This is a genomic window from Rhodococcus sp. BP22, assembly GCF_014281965.1.
In the GTDB taxonomy this organism is placed as follows: Bacteria; Actinomycetota; Actinomycetes; order Mycobacteriales; family Mycobacteriaceae; genus Rhodococcoides.
In genome coordinates, this window is record NZ_JACFTB010000002.1 from 281,584 (window position 1) to 302,985 (window position 21,402).

The following is a 21,402-nucleotide window of genomic DNA, read 5'->3' on the forward strand; positions in this document are numbered from 1 at the left end:
ACCTCGGCGTTTCCCCGCTTTCGTTTCGACCTGTCACCGTTCGCGGCATGAAGCTTCTTCCGATCCTTTCGGCCCATGACGGCAGCTCCGCGCGCTCTTCCTTGACGTGCAAGTACAAGTGCGGTGACGCCTGCTTCCACGAGATCCCGAACACCTCGAAGGGCCAGTACTTCGGCGACATCGTCAAAACTGCGATGACGCGCCGCGGCGTCCTGCGCGGAGGAGCGATGGCCGTGGTGGCGGTCGGTGCCGGAAGCGTCCTTGCTGCGTGCAGCACGGACGAGGCAGGCCCGACGGGTTCGAGCGGCGAGATGAGCACACCACCGGTCGACGGCGTCGACTTCATCGCCGTCGAGCCCAACACCGAAGATGCCGTCGTGGTTCCTCAGGGCTACGAGCAGGGGGTCATCATTCGATGGGGTGATCCGGTCCTCGAGGGTGCCCCCGCGTTCGATTTCGACAATCAAACCGCCGCCGCGCAGAACATGCAGTTCGGCTACAACAATGATTTCGCCGGACTGTTGCCGATCGAGGGCACACCGAATGCCTACCTTCTCGTGGTCAATCACGAGTACACGACCGAGCCGTTCCTCTTCAAGGGATACGACGCGGAGAACCCGACACGTGAACAGTTCGATATCGCCCTTGCCGCACATGGACTTTCCGTGGTCCAGGTGACGGGTCGGTCCGGTTCCGGCGCACTGACGCCGGGGCTCGGCAAGTACAACCGTCGCATCACCGGCACGACGGAGTTTCTCCTGACCGGCCCCGCAGCGGGCAGTGACTTTCTCAGGACGAGCGTCGATCCGACCGGCACCAAGGTCTTCGGAACGTTCAACAACTGTTCCGGGGGCCTCACCCCCTGGGGCACCGTGCTGTCCGGTGAAGAGAACATCAACCAGTACTTCGGCAATGCCGAATCCGTCACCGATCCTGTTGCCGCAGAGCGACTCGCCCGCTATGGCATCGAGGGCGCGGCCAGTGATCGCAAGTGGGAGCGTTTCGACAAGCGGTTCGATTTGGCCCAGGAACCCAATGAGGCCAACCGGTTCGGCTATGTCGTCGAGGTCGACCCGTGGGATCCGACCGGGGTTCCGATCAAGCACACGGCACTGGGTCGGTTCAAGCACGAGGCCGCAACCATCTACGTCACCGATGACGGCACCGTCGTCGCATACAGCGGTGACGACGAGCGGTTCGACTACATGTACAAGTTCGTCTCCAGCCGAAAGATGATGCCCGGCAACGGTCAAGCAGCGATGCGTCACAATCTGACGATTCTCGATGCGGGCACGTTGCATGTCGCTGTACTCACCGGCGACGCCCCCGACGAGATCGACGGCACCGGCACGCTGCCGAAGGCCGGTAAGTTCGCCGGGAAGGGCGAGTGGATTCCGCTCCTTCGTACCGGCGACGACGGCCGTGGCGAATCGCTGGTCGACGGGATGTCCGCCGAAGAGGTGGCGGTGTTCACCCGTCAGGCCGGTGACAAGGTGGGTGCGACGAAGATGGACCGGCCCGAGGATTTCGAGCCGAACCCGGTGACCGGGAAGGTCTATGTAGCCCTGACCAACAACACCAAGCGCGGCACCGATGGGAAAGCAGCCCCCGACGAGGCCAACCCACGCGCGAAGAACAAGAACGGCCAGATCCTCGAGATCGACGACGACCATGCGGGCACCACGTTCGTGTGGAACCTCCTCATCGTCGCGGGTGATCCGAACGAGGCCGACACCTATTTCGGCGGCTTCGACAAAACTCAGGTCAGTCCCATCTCGTGCCCGGACAACCTGGCTTTCGACTCCAAGGGCAACCTGTGGATCTCCACGGACGGCAACGCTCTGGAGTCGAACGACGGCTTGTTCGCGGTGGTTCTCGACGGCGAACGACGAGGAGAGACGCGTCAGTTCCTGACTGTCCCTGCCGGGGGCGAGACGTGCGGTCCGATCATCTCCGACGAGCGCGTCGTCGTCGCAGTCCAGCATCCAGGTGAGTTCGACGAGGCTTCTGCCGACAACCCGATGTCGCACTGGCCCGATGGCGGCGATTCTCAGCCGCGTCCGTCCATGGTTGCGGTCTGGAAGTCCTAGTCGCCGGTGCCCCTGAGGCCCGCATAGCTGCTGGATGGCAGCTATGCGGGCCTTCCTCGCTAGTAGTCGTCATTTAAACCGTCGACGCGTCCTGTGACTTCTCTCGAGGGGCAGCGGCGTGTTCCCATTTCCGGTTGACCCTTGGTAACGGTTGTGTAAACCTCGGTAGGACAGACCGGCAGTTGGGTTTCACCACATAATGCAAATGGCGTATCGGGCAACGTCCAGTTTGCGATGACTCAGCGTTTCATTCCGGTACCGATGCTCCCGACTGAGAGAGCACACTGTGGATTCGGTTGAATCACTGGAAGTACGTTCGGACGACATCGATCGTGCATCCGCCGCTGACGCCGCACCTTTCCCGCTCACCGCGGCGCAAAGAGGATTGTGGTTTGCGCAGCACTTGATGCCCGAAGTCCCGATTACGATTGCGAACTATCTCGATATTCGCGGAACCGTCGATATCGAGTTGATGCTGTACGCAGTTCGACGCACCGTTCGCGAGCTCGGGGCGGGATCGCTTCGCCTGGTCGAGATCGACGGGGAGCCCCACCAATACGTCGACGCCGCACAGGACGAGGACACGGTCCGGATCGACTTCAGCGACTCCGCCGATCCTGAACAATCCGCACTGGACTGGATGCAGGCCGCGTACTGCGAACCGATCGATCTCGTCAGTGGCCCACTCACCCGCCTCGCAATCATCCGTATCTCCCCGGACCGCATCTTCTGGTATTCCCACAGCCACCACATCGCACTCGATGGCTTCGGGGCAGTCCAGCTGATCAATCGTGCCGCCGAGATCTACTCTGCCGCCGTCGCGGGCCAGGATCCTTCGCCGTCGAAGGCAGGGGCCCTCGTGGACATCTACGGGGCGGAAGCGGAGTACCGGGCTTCGCCGCGGTTCGGCAAGGATCGGCAGTACTGGATGGACAAGACTCGCAATATGCCGGCGCCGGCCAGCCCAGCCGGGATGGCCGCTCCGCCGTCGCCGCGGTCGCGAATCTGCGGGGACCCGCTGCCGGAGATGCTCGAGGTGGCGTTGGCACGTACCGCGGACCGGCTGGATTCTGCTTTCGCGCCGATAGCCGTCGCTGCTGTCGCGGCATTCCTCTCCGCGCTCACCGGGGCCGAGGACATCGTGTTGAGCCTGCCGGTTGCGGGCCGCACCACTGCGTTGCTCCGCCGCTCGGGCGGCATGGTCTCCAACGTGCTGCCGATCCGTGTTCGCATCGGCAGCGACACCACCGTCGCAGGTCTGGTCGCGGACGTTCAACTCGAGCTGACGGGCGCACTGCGTCACCAGCGATACCGCGCCGAAGACATCCGCCGCGACGCCGATATGCCGCGCGAGCAACGCGGTTTCTTCGGACCCGCGATCAACATCATGGCGTACGACGAAAAAGTGCAGCTGGGTTCTGTGACCGGGTTGTTCAACGTGCTGTCCACCGGACCGGTCGAGGATCTGTCGGTCAACCTCTACCCGTCCGTCGGGGGCGGAAGATCTCGCATCGACTTCGAGGCGAACCCGAACCTCTACAGCGAAGAGGCTTTTCACGACCTTCACCGTCGTTTCCTCGGGCTCCTGGCACAGTTCCTCGGCAGCGAACCGTCGGCCCCGATTATCGGCTTCGACATCCTCGATGTCGAAGAAGTACGAGCGCTCGTGCCTGCACGCGGACCCGTCGCCGCGGCGCCTGCCTCCCTCCCGGACATCCTCACCGCGGGTACGGCCCGCAATCACGACGGTATTGCGCTGATCACCGGGGTGGAGACGCTCACCTACCGCGAACTGGACCTCTCCAGCAACGCTCTCGCGCGTGGTCTCATCGCTCGGGGCGCCGGGCCTGACACCGTCGTCGCGGTGTCGTTCCCACGGTCGATCAACTCGGTTCTCGCATTCTGGGCGGTCGCCAAGTCGGGCGCATCTTTCGTCCCGATCGATCCGACGTATCCGCGAGAACGCATCGTCCACGTGGTCGGTGAGTCCGGGGTGCTGATCGGTCTCACCACCCGTGCACTGGCCGCGTCACTCCCCGACAGCGTCCACTGGTTGGCCCTCGACGAGAAGGCGCTGACCGAAGAACTCGCCGAACGTAGCTCGGCTCCGATCACCGACGCCGATCGCCGGTGCACTCTCGATCTCGATCACGCCGCCTACACGATCTACACCTCGGGCTCGACAGGTACGCCGAAGGGCGTCCTGGTCACCCATCGCGGACTGAGCGCATTCACCACCGCGGAGCGCCCCGAGCTCGGGCTGACTACTGCCTCCAGAGTTCTGCGCTTCTCCTCCTCCAGCTTCGACGCGTCGATCTTCGAAATGATCGCTGCATTCAGCGCCGGTGCGACCATGGTCATCGCACCGCCCGAGGTGTACGGCGGGCGTGAGCTGACACAATTGATGTCCGAGCACTCCGTCACTCATGTCATCACCGCTCCCGCCCTCCTGTCGACCGTTGCCGTCGAAGAGGTCGCCTCGCTCGAGTCCGTCGTCGTCGGTGGCGACGTCTGTCCACCGGATCTGGTCGAGCGCCTGGCCGGTGTTGCCGATCTTCGAAACAGTTACGGCCCCACCGAGTCCACCATCGTCATCACGATGACCGAGCCGCAGCACGACCCGCACTCCATCACCATCGGCCGTCCACTCCAAGGCGCATCGGCAGTCGTACTCGACCGCTGGTTACGCCCCGTTCCGTCCGGAACTACGGGTGAGTTGTACGCCGGCGGGCCTGGCCTGGCTCGCGGTTACCACCGCCGCTTCGATCTGACGGCTGTGCGATTCGTTGCCGATCCGTTCGGGTCCGGAACCCGGCTGTACCGGACCGGTGACCTAGTACGGTGGCGTGGCGCCGACGTCGCTCGGGCCGAACTCGAGTTCGTGGGCCGCAGCGACTTCCAAGTTCAATTGCACGGGCTGCGTATCGAGTTGGGCGAAGTGGACGCAGTACTGGCGTGGCATGCCTCGACCGACTTCGCCGTCTCGACCATCTTCCGTCACGGCGGTCAGTCCCAACTCGTCTCCTATGTCAAGATCAAGCCGGATCACACTTTCGATCGCGAGTCCTTACTTGCTCTGGCTTCGGATTTCCTTCCGACACAAATGATTCCGGTACACCTGATCGAACTCGAGGCGGTGCCACTCACGGCCACTGGCAAGGTGGACCGCTCGGCACTGCCCGATCCCATCGACACCGGGACCACTACTTCCTTCCGCCCGGCAACCGGCCTCGTCGAACTGGCTATCGCCGACTCGATGGCTGCCGTCCTCGGTCTCGACTGCGTCGGCGTCGACGATTCGTTCTTCGCACTCGGTGGCGACAGCATCGTCGCCATTCAACTCGTCTCTCGGGCAAAAGAATCCGGTGTGATCTTTACCCCGCGCGATGTTTTCGAGCACCGTACCGTCGCCGCCCTCGCCGAGGTTGCGGCGAATACGGCCGATCGAGTCGAACTCGCGGAGCTCGACGGCGGTGGCGTCGGCCCGATGCCGCTGCTTCCGATCGCACGCAGCGTGTGCGCCCGCGCCGCCGAACCTGCGGACCTCGACAGCTTCTACCAGGCACTGGTCCTGACCTCGCCGCCCGACCTCGACCCGACAAGGCTCCGCCGTACCGTCGCTGCCGTCCTCGATCAGCACGACATGCTGCGGGCACGCTGGGTGGGGGAGAACTTGGTCGTCGCCGAGCCCGGAACCATTTCCCCGGAATCGGTGATCTCGTACGAAACAGTCGGTGCCGACACCGAATTCGGTTCGGCGATCCAGTCGGTCGCCCAGCGCGCGGGCCGCCGACTCCGTCCACGCGACGGTGTCATGCTCCAACTGGTCTCCGTAGTCGGCGACGGCTGGGCCCGGCTCGTCATCGTCGCTCACCACCTGGTGATCGACGGCGTGTCCTGGCGCATTCTCGTGCCGGACCTGGCGTCGGCATGGTTACAGAGCGGCGACGCGATCACGCTCGCACCAACTGGAACCTCGATGCGGCGATGGACGCATGGTCTCGCCGAACTCGACTTCACGGACGAACGTGAAAAATGGATTTCGATCCTCGACGGTGAAAGCACCCCGATCGGGTCCCGACCGCTCGATCCGAAGCGCGACACCGGCGCAAGCACACGAACCGTCCAGCTCGACATCGACGCCGACGTCACCGCCGCCGTGTTGGGCCCGCTCACCGCTGCGTACCGGATGGGCCCAGAAGACGCCCTTCTGACGGCATTGGCGCTGGCTCTTCACCGTTGGCGCGGAACGTCACAGTTGGTGTCGATCGAGAGTCACGGCCGCGACGAAGAACTGCTTCCCGGCGCCGATCTGACACGGACAATCGGGTGGTTCACCACCGTGCACCCCGTCAGGCTCTCGGTGCCCGACGCGGCCGATCCGTCTGCGGTGGTGAAGGCGGTCAAGGAACAGCTCCGTTCGATCCCCGCCCGCGGCACCGGGTACGGGTTGCTGCGCGCAGCCGGGGCTCTGGACGGCCTTCCCACCCCGCAGATCAGCTTCAACTACCTCGGACGGGTAGCGGACACTCCCGACACCCTCCTCGGCGTCGGATGGATTCCCGATACGACGGCCGAGGTGCATGGCGGAAGTGGTGCCGATCTTGCAACCGACGTGGTGATCGACATCAACGTCGTTCTTGCGGGGAAACGGCTTTCAACTCGAATCGGCTACCCGGACGGGGTGCTGACCGACGCCGAGGTCCGTGAGTTCGCATCGCTGTGGGCCGTTGCGATCGGTGAACTGTCCGCGCACGCCAACGACCCGTCGGCCGGCGGTCTGACTCCCGCCGACGCGGCATTGGTCCAGGTCGATCAGCATCGAATCGACCTGTGGGAGGACAGCTTCGGTCGAATCGATGACATATGGCCACTGGCGCCGTTGCAACGCGGACTGATGTTCCATGCCGATCTGACCCGTGACAGTGTGGACGTCTACGCCGCGCAGATCGTGTTCGAGCTCGACGGGGACATCGACGGCCCGCGGTTACGTCGCGCAGCGCAGCGCCTGCTCGATCGCCACGACAACCTTCGCTCTGCGTTCGTTCACGACGCACGCGGTTTGCCGGTGCAGGTGATCCTCGCTGATGTCGACGTGCCGTGGCGTGAGGAGACCGTCGCCGATCCGGAGCGAATCATCGCCGAGGAACGACTGCGAAGATTCGACATGGCAGCGGCCCCACTGGTCCGGTTTGCGTTGCTGCACAGCACCGGCCGCACACAACTGGTCGTCACCAACCACCACATCCTGTTCGACGGCTGGTCGATGCCGATCTTCATCAAGGATCTGCTGGTCCTGTACGGCACCGACGCCCCGATCCCGACCCCTGCCAGGGCGTACCGCAACTATCTCGAATGGCTCTCCCGACGCGACCACGATGCTGCCCGCGAGCGTTGGGTCACCGCGCTGGAGGGGCTCGACGAACCGACTCTCCTCGCGCCCGCAACCAGCTCCGCGGACGGCACGTCGGTGTTGCCGCGCGAGGTGTCCGTTCGCGTCCACCGCGACGCCATCGCGGCGCTGGCGAAGGATGCAGCGGTGACGGTCAATACCGTCGTCCAGGTCGCATGGTCGATCGTGTTGTCTTCCTTGCTCACTCGCAACGACGTCGTGTTCGGCGCGACGGTGTCGGGCAGGCCCGCCGAGGTACCCGGCGCGACGGACACTCTCGGACTGTTCATCAACACGCTGCCCGTGCGGGTGCGATCGAGCGCTACCGATTCTGTTCGGACGGTGATGGCTCGGCTGCAAAGTGAGCAGGTCGAACTGCTCGACGTCCATCACGTCGGACTTGCCGATATTCAGGGAGCGGCAGGCCCCGGGGCGATGTTCGATACGTTGACGGTCTTCGAGTCCTACCCGATCGATCGCAGTGCCTTGCGGTCCGATACCGATATCGACGGGATGCGAGTGCTCGACGTCGCGGTCGAGGATGCAACGCACTATCCGTTGACGCTCGTCACGGTATTGGAACCGGATCTGACCATGATGTTGAGGTTCTCACCCGACGCGTTCTCGCCCGGGCAGGTCACGACGATAACCGAGCGTTTGCAGCGTGTACTGACGGCGATGACCGACCGTCCCGATGGCGCCCTCATCGATATCGACGTGTTGGGGGAGCTCGAACGCGAAGCGCTGACCCTGGACTGGAATGCCACCGACCGCGAGATCGAACCAACGACGCTCACGGAACTTCTGAGCGCGGCATCCCGCACGTACGCGTCCGAGACCTGCGTGGTGTTCGAAGAGTATTCGTTGACCTACGGCAGTTTCGCCGCAAGGGTTCACTGCCTGACGCGTTTCCTATTCTCCCGCGGTGTCGGTCCGGAGTCGGTCGTCGCCGTCGCGCTGCCGCGATCCATCGATCAACTCGTCGCCATCCACGCCGTCGTGCACGCAGGTGCTGCGTACTTACCACTGGACCCGACCCTTCCCAGCACACGCATCGCCTACATGATCGATACCTGTTCTCCCACTCTGATATTGGGTTCCCACATCGAAGCGACTGCACCGGTCATCGACCCCCGCACTCTCGACCTGTCACGGTTCGGTACCGGGCCCATCGCTCCGCGGGAACGAAAGGCTGCCCCCCGCGGGGAGAACGCGGCATACGTCATCTTCACCTCGGGGTCCACCGGTATGCCGAAAGGCGTTGCGGTATCGCATGCCTCGATCGTCAACCGTCTGCTCTGGATGCAGGACACCTATCCGTTGGACGAATCCGACGTCGTACTGCACAAGACGCCGACGACGTTCGACGTCTCGGTGTGGGAACTGTTCTGGCCCCATCTCACGGGCGCCCGAACCGTCATCGCCGAGCCCGAAGGCCACCGCGATCCCAAGTACCTCTCGGGCCTCGTCCAGGAGCAGGGCATCACCGCCGCCCACTTCGTTCCGTCGATGCTCGATCTGTTCCTCGAGTACGGTGACACCGCAGCCTGCACGTCGTTGCGGCACGTCTTCGCGAGCGGTGAAGCACTGCAGCGATCAACGGTTCGACGGTTCCATGCCGCGCTGGATACCTCGCTGCACAATCTCTACGGACCTACCGAGGCCGCTGTCGACGTCACGTTCCACGAGACCGAACCCGGTGCCGACTCGCTGGTTCCGATCGGCGTCCCGGTGTGGAACACCCAGCTGCGAGTTCTCGATCCGGTTCTACGTCTCGTCCCCATCGGCGCAGTCGGCGAGTTGTACCTCGCCGGTGCACAACTTGCACGCGGCTATCTCCGGCGGGCCGCGCTGACCTCGGAACGATTCGTGCCCGACCCGTTCGGTAGCGGCACTCGACTCTACCGAACCGGCGACCTCGTTCGATGGACCCTCGACGGTGAACTGGAATATCTGGGCCGCAACGACTTTCAGGTCAAGCTCCGCGGACAGCGCCTCGAACTCGGTGACATCGAAGCTTCTATCCTGCGCACACCCGGCGTCGCGTCGACCGTCGTCACCGTCCACGGATCCGGCGCCGCCCACGTGAGTCATTCCGCAGGCTCCACTCCCGCCGAGACACTCGTCGCCTACGTATGCGGAACGGCGTCGATCGAGGAGATCCGCAGCGGAGCAGAAGCCGAACTACCGGCCTATATGGTTCCGACCGTCTACGTGCGGCTGACGCGCATGCCCCTCGGCCGCAACGGCAAACTCGATCGGTCGGCGTTGCCGGAGCCGGTCGGTGAGTCGTCCGAGGTGATCTCCCCGGCCGACGACACCGAAGCAGCCGTGGCCGCAATCTTCGCCGATGTACTCGGTCGATCCGACGTCGGTGTGACTATCGGTTGGTTCGAACTCGGCGGGAATTCGCTGACGGCCACCCAGGTCGTCGCGCGGGTCAACTCCGAGCTCGGCAGCAACATCGGCGTGCGAGCCCTCTTCGATCACCCCACCGTCCGGTCACTGTCGGCGCAACTGGCAGACGGGCACCGCGGTCCCGCCCTCGGCACCACAGTGCGCCCCGAGTCGATTCCGCTCGCACCCAACCAGCACCGCATGTGGTTGCTGAACCGCTTCGACCCGGGTTCAGGGGCGTACAACATCGCGGGCGCCATTCGCCTGACCGGAGACCTCGACACCAACGCGCTTCGGCAGGCAGTGTTCGACGTCGTCGAGCGGCACGAAGCGCTGCGGACCGTCTACCCCGACTCCCCGGACGGCCCACGCCAGGTCGTGCTGGAGTCGGCCGCACTGGAGGTGCCGACGACCGACACCACCGAGCGCGATCTCGCCGGGGCGCTGGCGAGCATGGCGATGCGCGGCTTCGACGTCACCGCGCAACCACCGATCCGGGCCGCTGTGCTCCGGCTCAGCCCTACCGAACACGTGCTGATGGTAATTACCCATCACATCGCCGCGGACGGCTGGTCGATGCGTCCACTGGCTCGGGATGTCATGGCGGCCTATACCTCCCGGACTCACGGGACCGCACCGATGTGGACGCCGCTACCGATCCAGTACGCCGATTACGCATTGTGGAAGATCGAGGTACTGGGATCGGAGTCCGATCCGGACTCGATGATCTCCCAGCAACTCGCCTTCTGGAAGAACGAGCTCCGCGGCGTCCCCGAACGACTGCCGCTGCCGACGGACCGCCCCCACCCCGCCGCCGCGTCGCACCGCGGTGCTACCGCCGAATTCACTGTCACCGACGACACCAGCCGCGCCGTCACGGCGCTCGCGCAACGCACAGGGACGACGCCGTTCATGGTTCTGCATGCAGCGCTGACCGTGCTGTTGGCGAGAGTGTCCGGAGAACGCGACATCACCATAGGCACGCCCGTCGCAGGTCGCGGTGAAGAGGCGCTCGACGAGATGGTCGGCATGTTCGTGGGCACCCTTACCCTGCGGACCGAGATCGATCTCGCGGCGAGCTTCACCGAGCTGCTGCACCGGGTTCGTGACCGCGACCTCGCTGCCTACAGCAATGCCGACGTCCCGTTCGATCGACTTGTCGAGATCCTGGCTCCCACCCGGTCGACCGCCCATCACCCCCTGTTCCAGGTCATGCTGTCCGTGGACGACGCTGCGCCGACGGTAGAACTGCCCGGGCTCGTCGTCGCTCCGGTCACCGGTGTCGCGCCCGTCGCGAAGTTCGATCTGCAACTCGAAATCGATCCCAGCGATTTCCACGGAACATTCACCTACGCAACAGATCTGTTCGACGCCGCGACGGTCGTCTCCTTCGCCCGGCACTTCGTGAATATTCTCGCCACTGCCACCGCCGATCCCGACGCAGTGATCGGCGACATCGATCTTGCCGATCCCACAGTGCTGCAGGGCAGCCCCGCACTACGCCGACGCACTTTGCCGCAGCTACTGGCATCGGCTGTAGTCAACTCGACCGGCGCCGCGGCACTCGAGGACGGCGATATCGTCTGGACCTACCCTGAACTCGACGACGCATCCACCCGCATCGCTCGACAACTGATCGCACGCGGCGCAGGTCCTGAGACTTCGGTTGCAATCATGCTGGGACGCAGTGCGACTGCCGTTCTGATGCTGTGGGCGGTGGCCAAGACAGGCGCCGCGTTCGTCCCGATCGATCCGCGCTATCCGGCAGGCAGAATCGAACACATGCTGGCCGATTCCGGTGCACAACTGGGCATCGGTGAGCCCGGAGTCGGATCCGTGCACTGGGTTCGCCCCAGCGAGCTGGACCACTCGGTTGGATCGGCGGCGCCGATCACCGACGCCGACCGGATTCTCACGCTGCGCCCGGAGCACCGTGCGTACATCATCTACACCTCCGGTTCGACGGGTACACCGAAGGGTGTGGCGGTCACCCACAACGGCCTCGCCAACTTCAGCGCCGAATTGTGTGAACGATTGCGGCTGGACAACGGCAGTCGCACATTCCATTTCGCGTCGGCCAGTTTCGACGCCTCGATACTGGAAATGCTGCTCCCTCTCGGCACCGGTTGCACTATGGTCATCGCCGAACCCGACATCTACGGCGGCGCCGAACTGACTCGGGCCCTACGCGGAGTCACCCACGCCTTCGTGACTCCGGCCGCACTCGCCACGGTGGATCCCGACGCCTTACCCGAGCTGAGCACCGTCGTCGTCGGGGGAGAAGCCAGTGGGACCGAGCTGGTTAGGACTTGGGCAGGCCGGGTCGCGATGTTCAATGCGTACGGCCCAACCGAGGCCACCATCGCCGCGACCATCGACGGGCCACTGGACCCAGAGCTACGTTTCGGAATCGGCGGACCGATACGTGGAGTCAGCGCGTACGTTCTCGATTCTCGACTCCATCCGGTACCCAGCGGGGTGATCGGCGAGCTCTACATCGGCGGCGACTCCCTCGCTCGTGGCTACCACGGCAAGGTCGGTACGACAGCGGCCAGCTTCGTGGCCGATCCCTTCTCGCGACGCGGCACCCGCCTCTACCGCACCGGTGACCGAGTCCGCAGTCTCGGTGGTTCGTTCGAGTTCCTCGGCCGCGCCGACGCACAGGTCAAGGTTCGCGGCTTCCGCATCGAACTGGGCGAGATCGACGCAGTGCTCACCCAGCATCCCGACGTCGACAACGCCGTCTCCGATATCGATTCCGATGCCGTCGTCAGCTATGTCGTTCCGGCAGTAGACCGTTCACCGATTCCGGCCGACCTTCTCGAACATGCCCGTCGCACTCTGCCGTCGCACATGGTTCCTCGATCGGTGACGATCATCGAATCGGTCCCGGTAACAGCGGCGGGCAAGCTCGATCGGTCGGCGCTACCCGCACCGGTGAAAGTAGAGCGAGAATTCCTCGCACCGAGAACCGACAGCGAAATACTCGTTGCCGAGGTGTTCGCCACCGTCTTCGATCTCGACCGAGTGGGGGCCGACGAGGACTTCTTCGACCTCGGCGGTAATTCGCTCGTCGCCACGCGCGTGGTCGGGCGCATCAACGAACGTGCCGGAACCTCACTGCCGGTGCGGTCTCTGTTCGATTCCCCCACCGTCGCAGGCATTGCCGTCGCTCTCGATACCGCCGATCGTTCGCAGCTTCCAATGCTGACGGCAGGCCCGCGACCGCCGCGCATTCCGTTGTCTGCGGCGCAGGCCAGGATGTGGCTGCTCAACCGGGCCGATCCCGACTCCGCCGCATACAACATCGCGTTGGCCGTCAGGTTGACCGGCACGCTCGATGCGGCGGCGCTCGCGCTTGCCGTGCAGGACGTGCTCGACCGGCACGAATCCCTGCGCACGACGTACCCGGGCGGCTACGAGCCCGAGCAGGTGATCCTCGATGCCGATGAGGTCGGGTTGGACCTGACGCCCGTCGACATCGACGAACATGCCGTGCTCGCCGAGACCGCGAAGGTTCTGGGGCGGGGCTTCGACGTCACGGCTGGGGTGCCGCTACGTGGATCGCTTCTGCGCACACAGGCCGGCGAGTACGTACTCCTGCTCGTAGTGCATCACATTGCGGCCGACGGGATCTCGATGATTCCACTGACTCGCGACATCCTCACCGCCTACACGGCACGACTACACGGAGCGCCTGCGCCCTGGGGTCCGCTGCCCGCGCAATACGCCGACTACGCACTGTGGCAGCACCGCGTCCTGGGGTCCACCGAGGATCCGGATTCGGTGGCCTCCCGCCAACTCGACTATTGGCGAACAACATTGGACGGTCTGCCGGATCTGCTCGATCTCCCATCCGACCGTCGCAGACCTGCGGTCGCATCGCAACGCGGCGACCAAGTCACCTTCGAACTCGACGATCGCACGTTCGCCGCCGCACGGTCCCTCGCCCACCGTCACGGTGCGTCGACCTTCATGGTCATGAACGCGGCATACGCGATACTGCTCGCACGGTTGTCGGGTACCAGCGACATCGCCGTCGGGACGACGGTGTCCGGCCGCGGGGCCGGTGTGCTCGACGACGTCGTCGGCATGTTCGTCGGGACTCTCGTGCTACGCAACGAGGTACGGCCCTCGGCAAGCTTCGCGGAGCTGCTCGCCGAGTTCCGAGAGCGCAACCTCGACGCATTCGCCAACGCCGACATTCCGTTCGAGAAAGTCGTCGAAGCGTTGCGTCCCACCAGGTCGACTTCGCACTCGCCGCTGTTCCAGGCGCTTCTGGCATATGAGCACGAGCGCCCGAGCACCATCGAGCTACCGGGTCTGACCGTTTCGGAGTTCCCCTACGAACCCGGGGTCACACGTTTCGATCTGGCGCTGACACTGACCGAGACCGACCACGGACTTCGTGGCGCTCTGCGCTACAGCACCGACCTGTTCGACGCCGATACCGTCGCCGGATTCGTCCGAAGGTTCGAGATGATCCTCGACGCCGCTGTTGCCGAGCCGTCGCGTCCCGTCGGCGACATCGACATCCTCGACGCCGCCGAACGCAGTGCGCTGGCACCGGTACTCGGCGCCGATGCACCGGCGCCATATACCTTCTCGGAGCTGATCGCGTCGGCGGTATCGCAGAATCCCGACGGCGTGGCCGTGCGCTGGCGAGGCCGTGATTACACCTATGCCGACGCCGACGCCGCATCGACACAGCTTGCTCGCGTGCTTCTCGGCTACGGTGTCGGTCCGGAAACAGTGGTGGCACTTGGTCTTCCACGTTCGATAGAATCTGTCCTCGCGGTGTGGGCGGTCACCAAGACCGGTGCCGCGTACGTTCCCGTCGATCCCGCGTACCCGGCCGACCGCCTCGAGCACATGGTCACCGATTCCGGTGCCGTCATGGGAATCACCCTCGCCGAGCATGTGTCGGCACTGCCGACCGAAATCAGCTGGCTCGAACTCGACTCGGAAGAGCATGTCGCCGAACAGGAAAGTGCACCGAAGACTCCGATAGGCTCCACCGAATCGAACGGTTATGTCGACCTCGACACGGCTGCATACATGATCTACACCTCGGGATCCACCGGCATGCCCAAGGGAGTGGTGGTGAGCCATCGCGGTCTCGCCAATCTGGCGTCATCGCGGCGCGAGCTCCACCGGGTGCAGTCCTCCTCGCGCTTCTTGCACAACACTTCACCGAGCTTCGACATGGCCGTCGGCGAGATGGTGTCGGCTCTGTCCTCCGCAGCCACGCTCGTCATCTCACCGCCGGAGATCCTCGGCGGCGACGAACTGACGGACTTCCTGCGAGCGGAGCGCGTCACGCACGCCTTGATGACGCCTTCGGCATTGTCGACCCTCGATCCCGAGAACCTGACAGACCTCGAAGTCGTCTGCGTCGGTGGGGAAGCATGCAGCCCGGAACTGGTGTCCCGGTGGGCACCTGGGCGGCTCATGCTCAACGGCTACGGACCCACGGAAGCTACGGACATCTCCACGCTCGGCCCAGTCGAGAACGGAGTACCGATCGACATAGGCGCACCGATCACCGGGTTCGAAGCAATCGTCCTCGACAACCGCCTGCACCCCGTACCGGTCGGCGTGCCCGGTGAGCTCTACGTCGCCGGCCCCGCACTCGCCCGCGGCTACCACGGCCGACCTGGTCTGAGCAGCGAACGATTTGTCGCACATCCATTCGGGCACGGCCGGATGTATCGAACCGGCGACATCGTTCGGTGGACGGCCGCCGGCACACTCCGCTACAGCGGTCGGCTCGATCACCAGGTGAAAGTGCGCGGCTTCCGCGTCGAACTCGGTGAAATCGATGCAGCGCTGTCGACACATCCCGGTGTCGACTTCGCCGTCACGCTCGGCCGTCCAGGTCCATCGGGGGATACCGCGCTCGTCTCGTACGTTCTCGTCACCCAGGACGGGCTCGCCGGTCACGATGTCCTGCGCAGCCACGTACGGGCACTACTGCCCGGCTACATGATTCCCGCCGCCATCATGGTTCTGACCACCATCCCGAGGACTCCCACCGGGAAACTCGATGTCGACGCGTTGCCGGAACCGGACTTCTCCGGCCTCCGCAGCGCATACCGGCCCCCGGCAACCGCCACAGAAGCTACTGTCGTTCGATCGTTCTCGGAGGTTCTGAAAGTGGACAATGTGTCGGTCACCGACAACTTCTTCGAACTGGGAGGAACCTCGCTCAGCGCAATGCGTATGCTCACCGTCCTACGCGAGTCGACGGGTACCACGCTCTCACTCCAGTCGCTCTTGGCCGACCCGGTTCCCGAATCTCTTGCATCACTCCTGGATTCGGGCGCCGACGTCGGTAGCTCCTTCGACGTAGTGTTCCCGATTCGCGAAGGTGGGCCCAAGGCAGTGCTGTTCTGCATTCACCCGATCATCGGATTGTCCTGGTGTTACGCCGGTTTGGACAAGTACACGGACGGACCCATCTACGGAATTCAGACACCCGGGCTCACCGACCTTCCCGGTTCCCTCGACGATCTGGCACAGCGGTACATCGAGGAGATCGAACGGATCGCACCCGACGGCCCGTACCACCTGCTCGGCTGGTCGCTCGGCGGCACGATCGCACACGCGATTGCCGTCGGCCTACGGGCTTCCGGCAAGGAAGTTCATTCGCTCATCTTGTTGGACGCTCACGCCGTTGCGCCCGAGGATGTCTGGGACACCGACATGGCCGCATCGGATCTGATGCACGCAGTAGGAGTTGCCCTGCCCGGCATCGACGATCAGCAAATATCGCTGGACTCGTTGCCGGATCTCGTCTCGGGCTCCGGCGTACTCAGCCGCGACGAGGTCGAACGACTTCTCGGCTCCGCACGCCACAACCACGACATCTCCACCCGGCACCAGCCCGGCGTGTACGACGGCGACGTGCTGTACGTCGCTGCCGGCCACGAAGAACGGCAAGGACTCGCAACATGGCACCCCTACATTCGAGGCGAAATCACCACAGTGTCGATACCGAACACCCACTGGCAGATGACATCGGAGGCTGCACTGAAATCCATCGGATCGCTGATCGATCACTACATCCGACGCGGGGTGCAGCGATGAAAACTGTGCGACGGCTGATCCTGGCGATCACTGCGGTACTTCTCCTCGCTCCGACGACCGTGGCGGTCGCCGAACCCGCCACTGCGGCTGTGGGAACGCTCGACCGGATCGAGCAGGTGGACGACACCCGCTGGGATGTCTACGTCTACTCGCCGTCCATGGACCGCGTCATCCAACTCCAAGTTCTCCGGCCCGCAGACACGTCGGTACCGCGTCCGACGCTGTACATGCTCAACGGCGCAGGCGGCGGTGAAGACGGCGCGAATTGGCTCAAGCAGACCGACATGGCCGCCTTCTTCGCCGACAAGAACGTCAACGTCGTCATTCCCGTCGGCGGGTACCTGAGCTACTACACCGACTGGGAACGCGACGACCCAGCACTCGGCCGCAACAAGTGGCAGACCTTCCTCACCCAGGAACTACCGCCCGTCCTCGATGATGCACTGAACGCCAACGGCGTCAACGCGATCGGCGGGTTGTCCATGTCCGCCGGTTCGGTCCTCGACCTGGCGATCCAGGCGCCAGGCCTCTACCGCGGAGTGGCGTCGTACAGCGGTTGTGCGCAAACTTCGGACCCGTTGGGACGCAACTTCATTCGCCTGGTGGTGGAAGCTCGCGGCAAGGGCGATGTCGACAACATGTGGGGACCGGACAGTGATCCACGCTGGGTCGAGCACGACCCCTACGTCAACGCCGAGAAGCTACGTGGACTGGAACTGTTCGTCTCCAATTCCACCGGTCTGCCCGGACGGTACGACATGCCAGGAGTGGTCCGACCCGTCGGCGCGCCTCCACTGCCCGACCAGGTCGTCATCGGTGGTGTCATCGAAGCAGTGACCAACGGATGCTCCGAGCGACTCGAGCGACGACTCGACGAACTGGGTATCCCCGCACAGTTCGATCTCGGTTCCAACGGCACACATTCGTGGATGTACTGGCAGGACGCGTTGCGCGCATCGTGGCCGACGTTGGAGCGCGCGCTGACCGGCTAACGGAGGTAGGCGCTCGGCGGTACCCCGATCAGGTCAGTGAACTCACGAGTGAAATGCGCCTGAGCGTCGATGACCGTGCTCGATACTCAACGTGCAGGCCGGGTGCGGCAGCGTCGAGCTGCTGTGGGTCGTACCGGCCGGCAACTCCCACCGCAGGAGCCAGTAGTTCTCGACCCACGGATCCAGTGACGGTGCGCAGGGCAAACGCATCAGGTCGACGTGCTGCGCCAACTCTTCGGGTCGCAGCACGCCCGCATGTGTTGCTGTCGCGTTTTTCCTATCCACCACAAGCCGAGTCTAGGAGTCTGGACCGACACACCGTTGGCAGGAGAGAGCAGATGACGAAGACACCTATCGCGACGCTGAAGATGGTCACCCTGGACTGCCCCGACCCGCCGACCAGCGCGAAGTTCTGGTCGGAACTACTCGGCTGGAGCGTCGTCCATTCCGAGAGGGACTACGCGATGCTCGACGGCCCGAGCAGTGCGCTCGGGTTCGGCCGCGTCGAAGACTACGTTGCGCCGGCGTGGCCCAATGCGCACGGCAGCAAGCAGTATCACTTCGATCTCGCCGTGACGGACCTCGACGATGCTGCGAAGAAAGCCGTCGACCTCGGCGCGAGCCTCCCCGAGGATCAACCGGGCGAGACCTGGCGGGTACTGCTGGACCCGGCCGGTCATCCGTTCTGTCTGACGAAGGCCGAGAACTGGGGAAGTAGCTAACCGAGCCAGTCCAGTACCGCTGCCGCCGTCCACGACTGCTGCATGCTGCCGAGCGGTTCACCGGTGAACGGCTCGTAGTACTCGGCGAAACTCCCGTCACTGGCCTGCCGCAGGCCTTCCTCGCGCAGCGTCAACGACCGCTCGGCCCATCCGCGCCTCGAGAATGCCCACGAGAACAGCCAGGTCATGACCGGCCACACCGGCCCACGCCAATACTCCCGTGCGCGAAAGTCTTTCGAGACCGGTGAGGTCGACGGCGGAACAGCGAACAGCAGATCCGGATGTCCGCAGAATCGGGTTCCTTCGAACATGCGCAGCAGAGTGCGTTCCTGCTCGCGGGGCAACCCTCCGCACAGTAGGGGAGCGAACATCGCGATCGTGTCGGTGGAGATCCAGCGGCCCGCCCGGACGTCGTAGTCTCGGGCCGCCCCGGAACGGGGATCGGTCGTCGCAACTACGCCCTTGCGAAACTTCTCGGCCCACTCGCGCAGGTCTCGGACGTCGGAGTGCGGTTTGGAGTGTTCCTCACCGATGGTCGCGAGCACATCGCATGCCATCGAGAAGATGGCGCTGACGAAAACGTCCTCCACGGCGAAGCTCATCTTCTCCGCCAGAGCCGCGTCGTCGTAACCCACTTGTTTCATCTCTTCGACCAACCAGATGTAGCGGTCGTATTCACTGTTGCTCGGACGCATCGACAGATCGGTGATCACCGCGTGGTCCTCGCGGATGTAGGCGGGCATCTCCCCGGCGACGACATTGGCATACGAGCCATCCCAGCGCGGGGAGTTGTCCATGCCCGACTCCCAGCCGTGGAACAGCGTGATGCGACCGCTGCCCTGGATGTCGCGCGCCGTGGCGAGCCACCGATGCCATCGGACGAGGTTCTCCCACCGACGATCCAGGAACTCCTCGGCGACGGCCCGGGTGGTCCGGCCGTGTCGCCTGGAGTGATCGAGGATGCGCTGCACCGCAATGGCGTGCACCGGCGGCTGCGTGATCCCCGATGTCTGCGGCCCGACGGGCGCGTGCACGGCCAGCTCCCGTGTCTCCCACCGCGCAGGTCCAGGGAAGTAACCGTCGACGCCGTTGGCGAAGACGATGTGCGGGATCATGCCGTTCTTCCACTGCGCGGACAGCAGAGTATCGAGCTCCACCACGGCTCGTTCGACGCTGAGCGGTGCGAGCCCGACCGCCACGAACGCCGCGTCCCAGCTCCACATGTGCGGATACAGCCGCGGTGCGGCGCTGGTCATGGTGCCCAAGTCGTTGCCGCGCAGAAGATAGGCAGCTCGAGCGGCCAGTTGTGTCGAAGTGAATCCACGGTCGCCCATGGTTCTAGTTTGCGTCTGTTTCTTCTTTCGCGCGCATCGGAGTCGATCGAGGACCGGATATGTCCGCATTGGCTCGTACCGTTGCCTCTACCAGCAACGAAGGGAACTTTCATGACACTCACCGATGAGAAGGCCGATATTGCAAGAATGCTCGCCGACCAGCGCAAGAACTTTCTGTACACGGTTCGGGGAATCACCGATGAGCAGGCCAGGCAACGAACAACCGTCAGCGACCTCACCCTCGGCGGACTGCTCAATCACGTCATGAACAACGAGCGCTCCTGGATGGGAATCCTCGCTGCTATGGATGAAACCGCCGAGTTCGACATGTCGCGGATGGGGACCGAATACGTGATGAGTCCGGGCCAGAGCGTCGCCGACCTCGTCGAGGAGTACGCCCTCGTCGCCGCCGCGACCGAAGGTGCCATCACCGATCTCGATCTCGACGCCCAGGTACCGCTACCGACCGCGCCCTGGGCTCCCGAGCGCGCGTGGCAATCAGCGCGCTACACCCTGCTGCACATCCTGCGCGAAGTTGCCCAGCACGCCGGCCACGCCGACATCATCAGAGAATCTCTCGACGGCGGGAACACGACGATGTCCATGGGGGCCGAAGCAGGCATGACGTTCGACTAGGTCAGCGCAATGACTAGTTTGGACTCATGACTGCAACAGCATTGACTCGTACAGCTTTGGTGACGGGTGCGAGTCGAGGCCTCGGCGCCGCGATTGCGCGGACACTCGCACCCGATCACCACGTGTACCTCGGCGGACGATCCACCGAGTCACTCGCTTCGATCGCGAACGAACTCGGGACCGGCACGCCCTGGCCGGTGGATCTCACCGATCACGACGCCGTCGCCGCCGCAGTGCAGCCGATGGAGTCGCTCGACGTTCTGGTCCACAACGCCGGGGTCGCGGCACTCGGCACTATCGAGGAGTCGTCGATCGAGGATTGGCGTCGCCAGTACGAGAGCAACGTCCTGTCGGTGGTAGCACTGACCCAGCTCTTGCTGCCGGCGCTGCGGCGTGCGGGCGGACATGTAGTGCTGATCAATTCGGGTGCCGGCATCCGGGCCAACCCTGGGTGGGGCGGGTATGCGGCGTCGAAATTCGCGTTGCGGGCCTTCGCCGATGCGTTGCGCCAGGAAGAACCTACGCTGCGTGTGACGTCGGTGCATCCCGGGAGAATCGACACCGATATGCAGCGCGACATAGTCGAGCACGAGGGCGGGGAGTACGACGGATCGAAGTTTCTGCAGGCCGGGTCCGTCGCGCTGGCCGTTCGGAATGCGATCGACACCCCCGCTGACACGCATCCGACCGAAATCGTGCTCCGGTCGCGGTAGACAGTCCGGTGGAGATCGAAGTCGAGCATGGCATCCA

At 64.3% G+C, this 21,402-nt stretch carries 8 protein-coding genes; 6 read left to right on the top strand and 2 right to left on the bottom strand.

Annotated elements, in window-relative coordinates; all coding sequences use genetic code 11:
- Positions 1-47 precede the first annotated feature (47 nt).
- The 3 genes from H2510_RS05870 (at position 48) to H2510_RS05880 (ending at position 17,960) form a co-directional block, all read left to right on the top strand.
- On the top strand, positions 48-2,090 hold the full coding sequence (locus tag H2510_RS05870) for a PhoX family phosphatase (protein ID WP_186627396.1): 2,043 nt from the start codon (positions 48-50) through the stop codon (positions 2,088-2,090).
- Between the two features lie 286 nt (positions 2,091-2,376).
- Positions 2,377-16,968, top strand: coding sequence for a non-ribosomal peptide synthetase (locus H2510_RS05875; RefSeq protein ID WP_186627397.1), 14,592 nt, complete (start codon positions 2,377-2,379; stop codon positions 16,966-16,968).
- Positions 16,965-17,960 (top strand): alpha/beta hydrolase family protein, encoded by a 996-nt coding sequence (locus H2510_RS05880; RefSeq protein WP_186627398.1) that lies wholly within the window; start codon positions 16,965-16,967, stop codon positions 17,958-17,960. The genes H2510_RS05875 and H2510_RS05880 overlap by 4 nt, the downstream gene beginning before the upstream one ends.
- Before the next feature lie 42 nt (positions 17,961-18,002).
- On the opposite strand, the gene H2510_RS20740 is transcribed toward H2510_RS05880, so the two are convergent.
- A complete protein-coding gene (locus H2510_RS20740) occupies positions 18,003-18,248 on the bottom strand; it encodes a DUF6597 domain-containing transcriptional factor (protein WP_261392759.1) in 246 nt (81 codons plus the stop codon).
- A 50-nt stretch (positions 18,249-18,298) separates the two neighbouring features.
- On the opposite strand from H2510_RS20740, the gene H2510_RS05890 reads away from it, so the two are divergent.
- Positions 18,299-18,682, top strand: a complete 384-nt coding sequence (locus H2510_RS05890) for a VOC family protein (RefSeq protein WP_186627399.1) — start codon at positions 18,299-18,301, stop codon at positions 18,680-18,682.
- On the opposite strand, the gene H2510_RS05895 is transcribed toward H2510_RS05890, so the two are convergent.
- Positions 18,679-20,016 (bottom strand): amylo-alpha-1,6-glucosidase, encoded by a 1,338-nt coding sequence (locus tag H2510_RS05895; RefSeq protein WP_186627400.1) that lies wholly within the window; start codon positions 20,014-20,016, stop codon positions 18,679-18,681. The genes H2510_RS05890 and H2510_RS05895 overlap by 4 nt on opposite strands.
- Positions 20,017-20,127: 111 nt before the next feature.
- Here H2510_RS05895 and H2510_RS05900 point away from each other — a divergent pair, with 111 nt between their 5' ends.
- On the top strand, positions 20,128-20,652 hold the full coding sequence (locus H2510_RS05900; protein ID WP_186627401.1) for a DinB family protein: 525 nt from the start codon (positions 20,128-20,130) through the stop codon (positions 20,650-20,652).
- 26 nt (positions 20,653-20,678) lie between these two features.
- On the top strand, positions 20,679-21,365 hold the full coding sequence (locus H2510_RS05905; protein WP_186627402.1) for an SDR family oxidoreductase: 687 nt from the start codon (positions 20,679-20,681) through the stop codon (positions 21,363-21,365).
- Positions 21,366-21,402: the final 37 nt, after the last annotated feature.

Coding starts and splice junctions, on each gene's coding strand:
- H2510_RS05870 (WP_186627396.1), top strand. CDS start 48: ATGAAGCTTCTTCCGATCCTTTCGGCCCATGACGGCAGCTCCGCGCGC.
- H2510_RS05880 (WP_186627398.1), top strand. CDS start 16,965: ATGAAAACTGTGCGACGGCTGATCCTGGCGATCACTGCGGTACTTCTC.
- H2510_RS05890 (WP_186627399.1), top strand. CDS start 18,299: ATGACGAAGACACCTATCGCGACGCTGAAGATGGTCACCCTGGACTGC.
- H2510_RS05895 (WP_186627400.1), bottom strand. CDS start 20,016: ATGGGCGACCGTGGATTCACTTCGACACAACTGGCCGCTCGAGCTGCC.
- H2510_RS05900 (WP_186627401.1), top strand. CDS start 20,128: ATGACACTCACCGATGAGAAGGCCGATATTGCAAGAATGCTCGCCGAC.
- H2510_RS05905 (WP_186627402.1), top strand. CDS start 20,679: ATGACTGCAACAGCATTGACTCGTACAGCTTTGGTGACGGGTGCGAGT.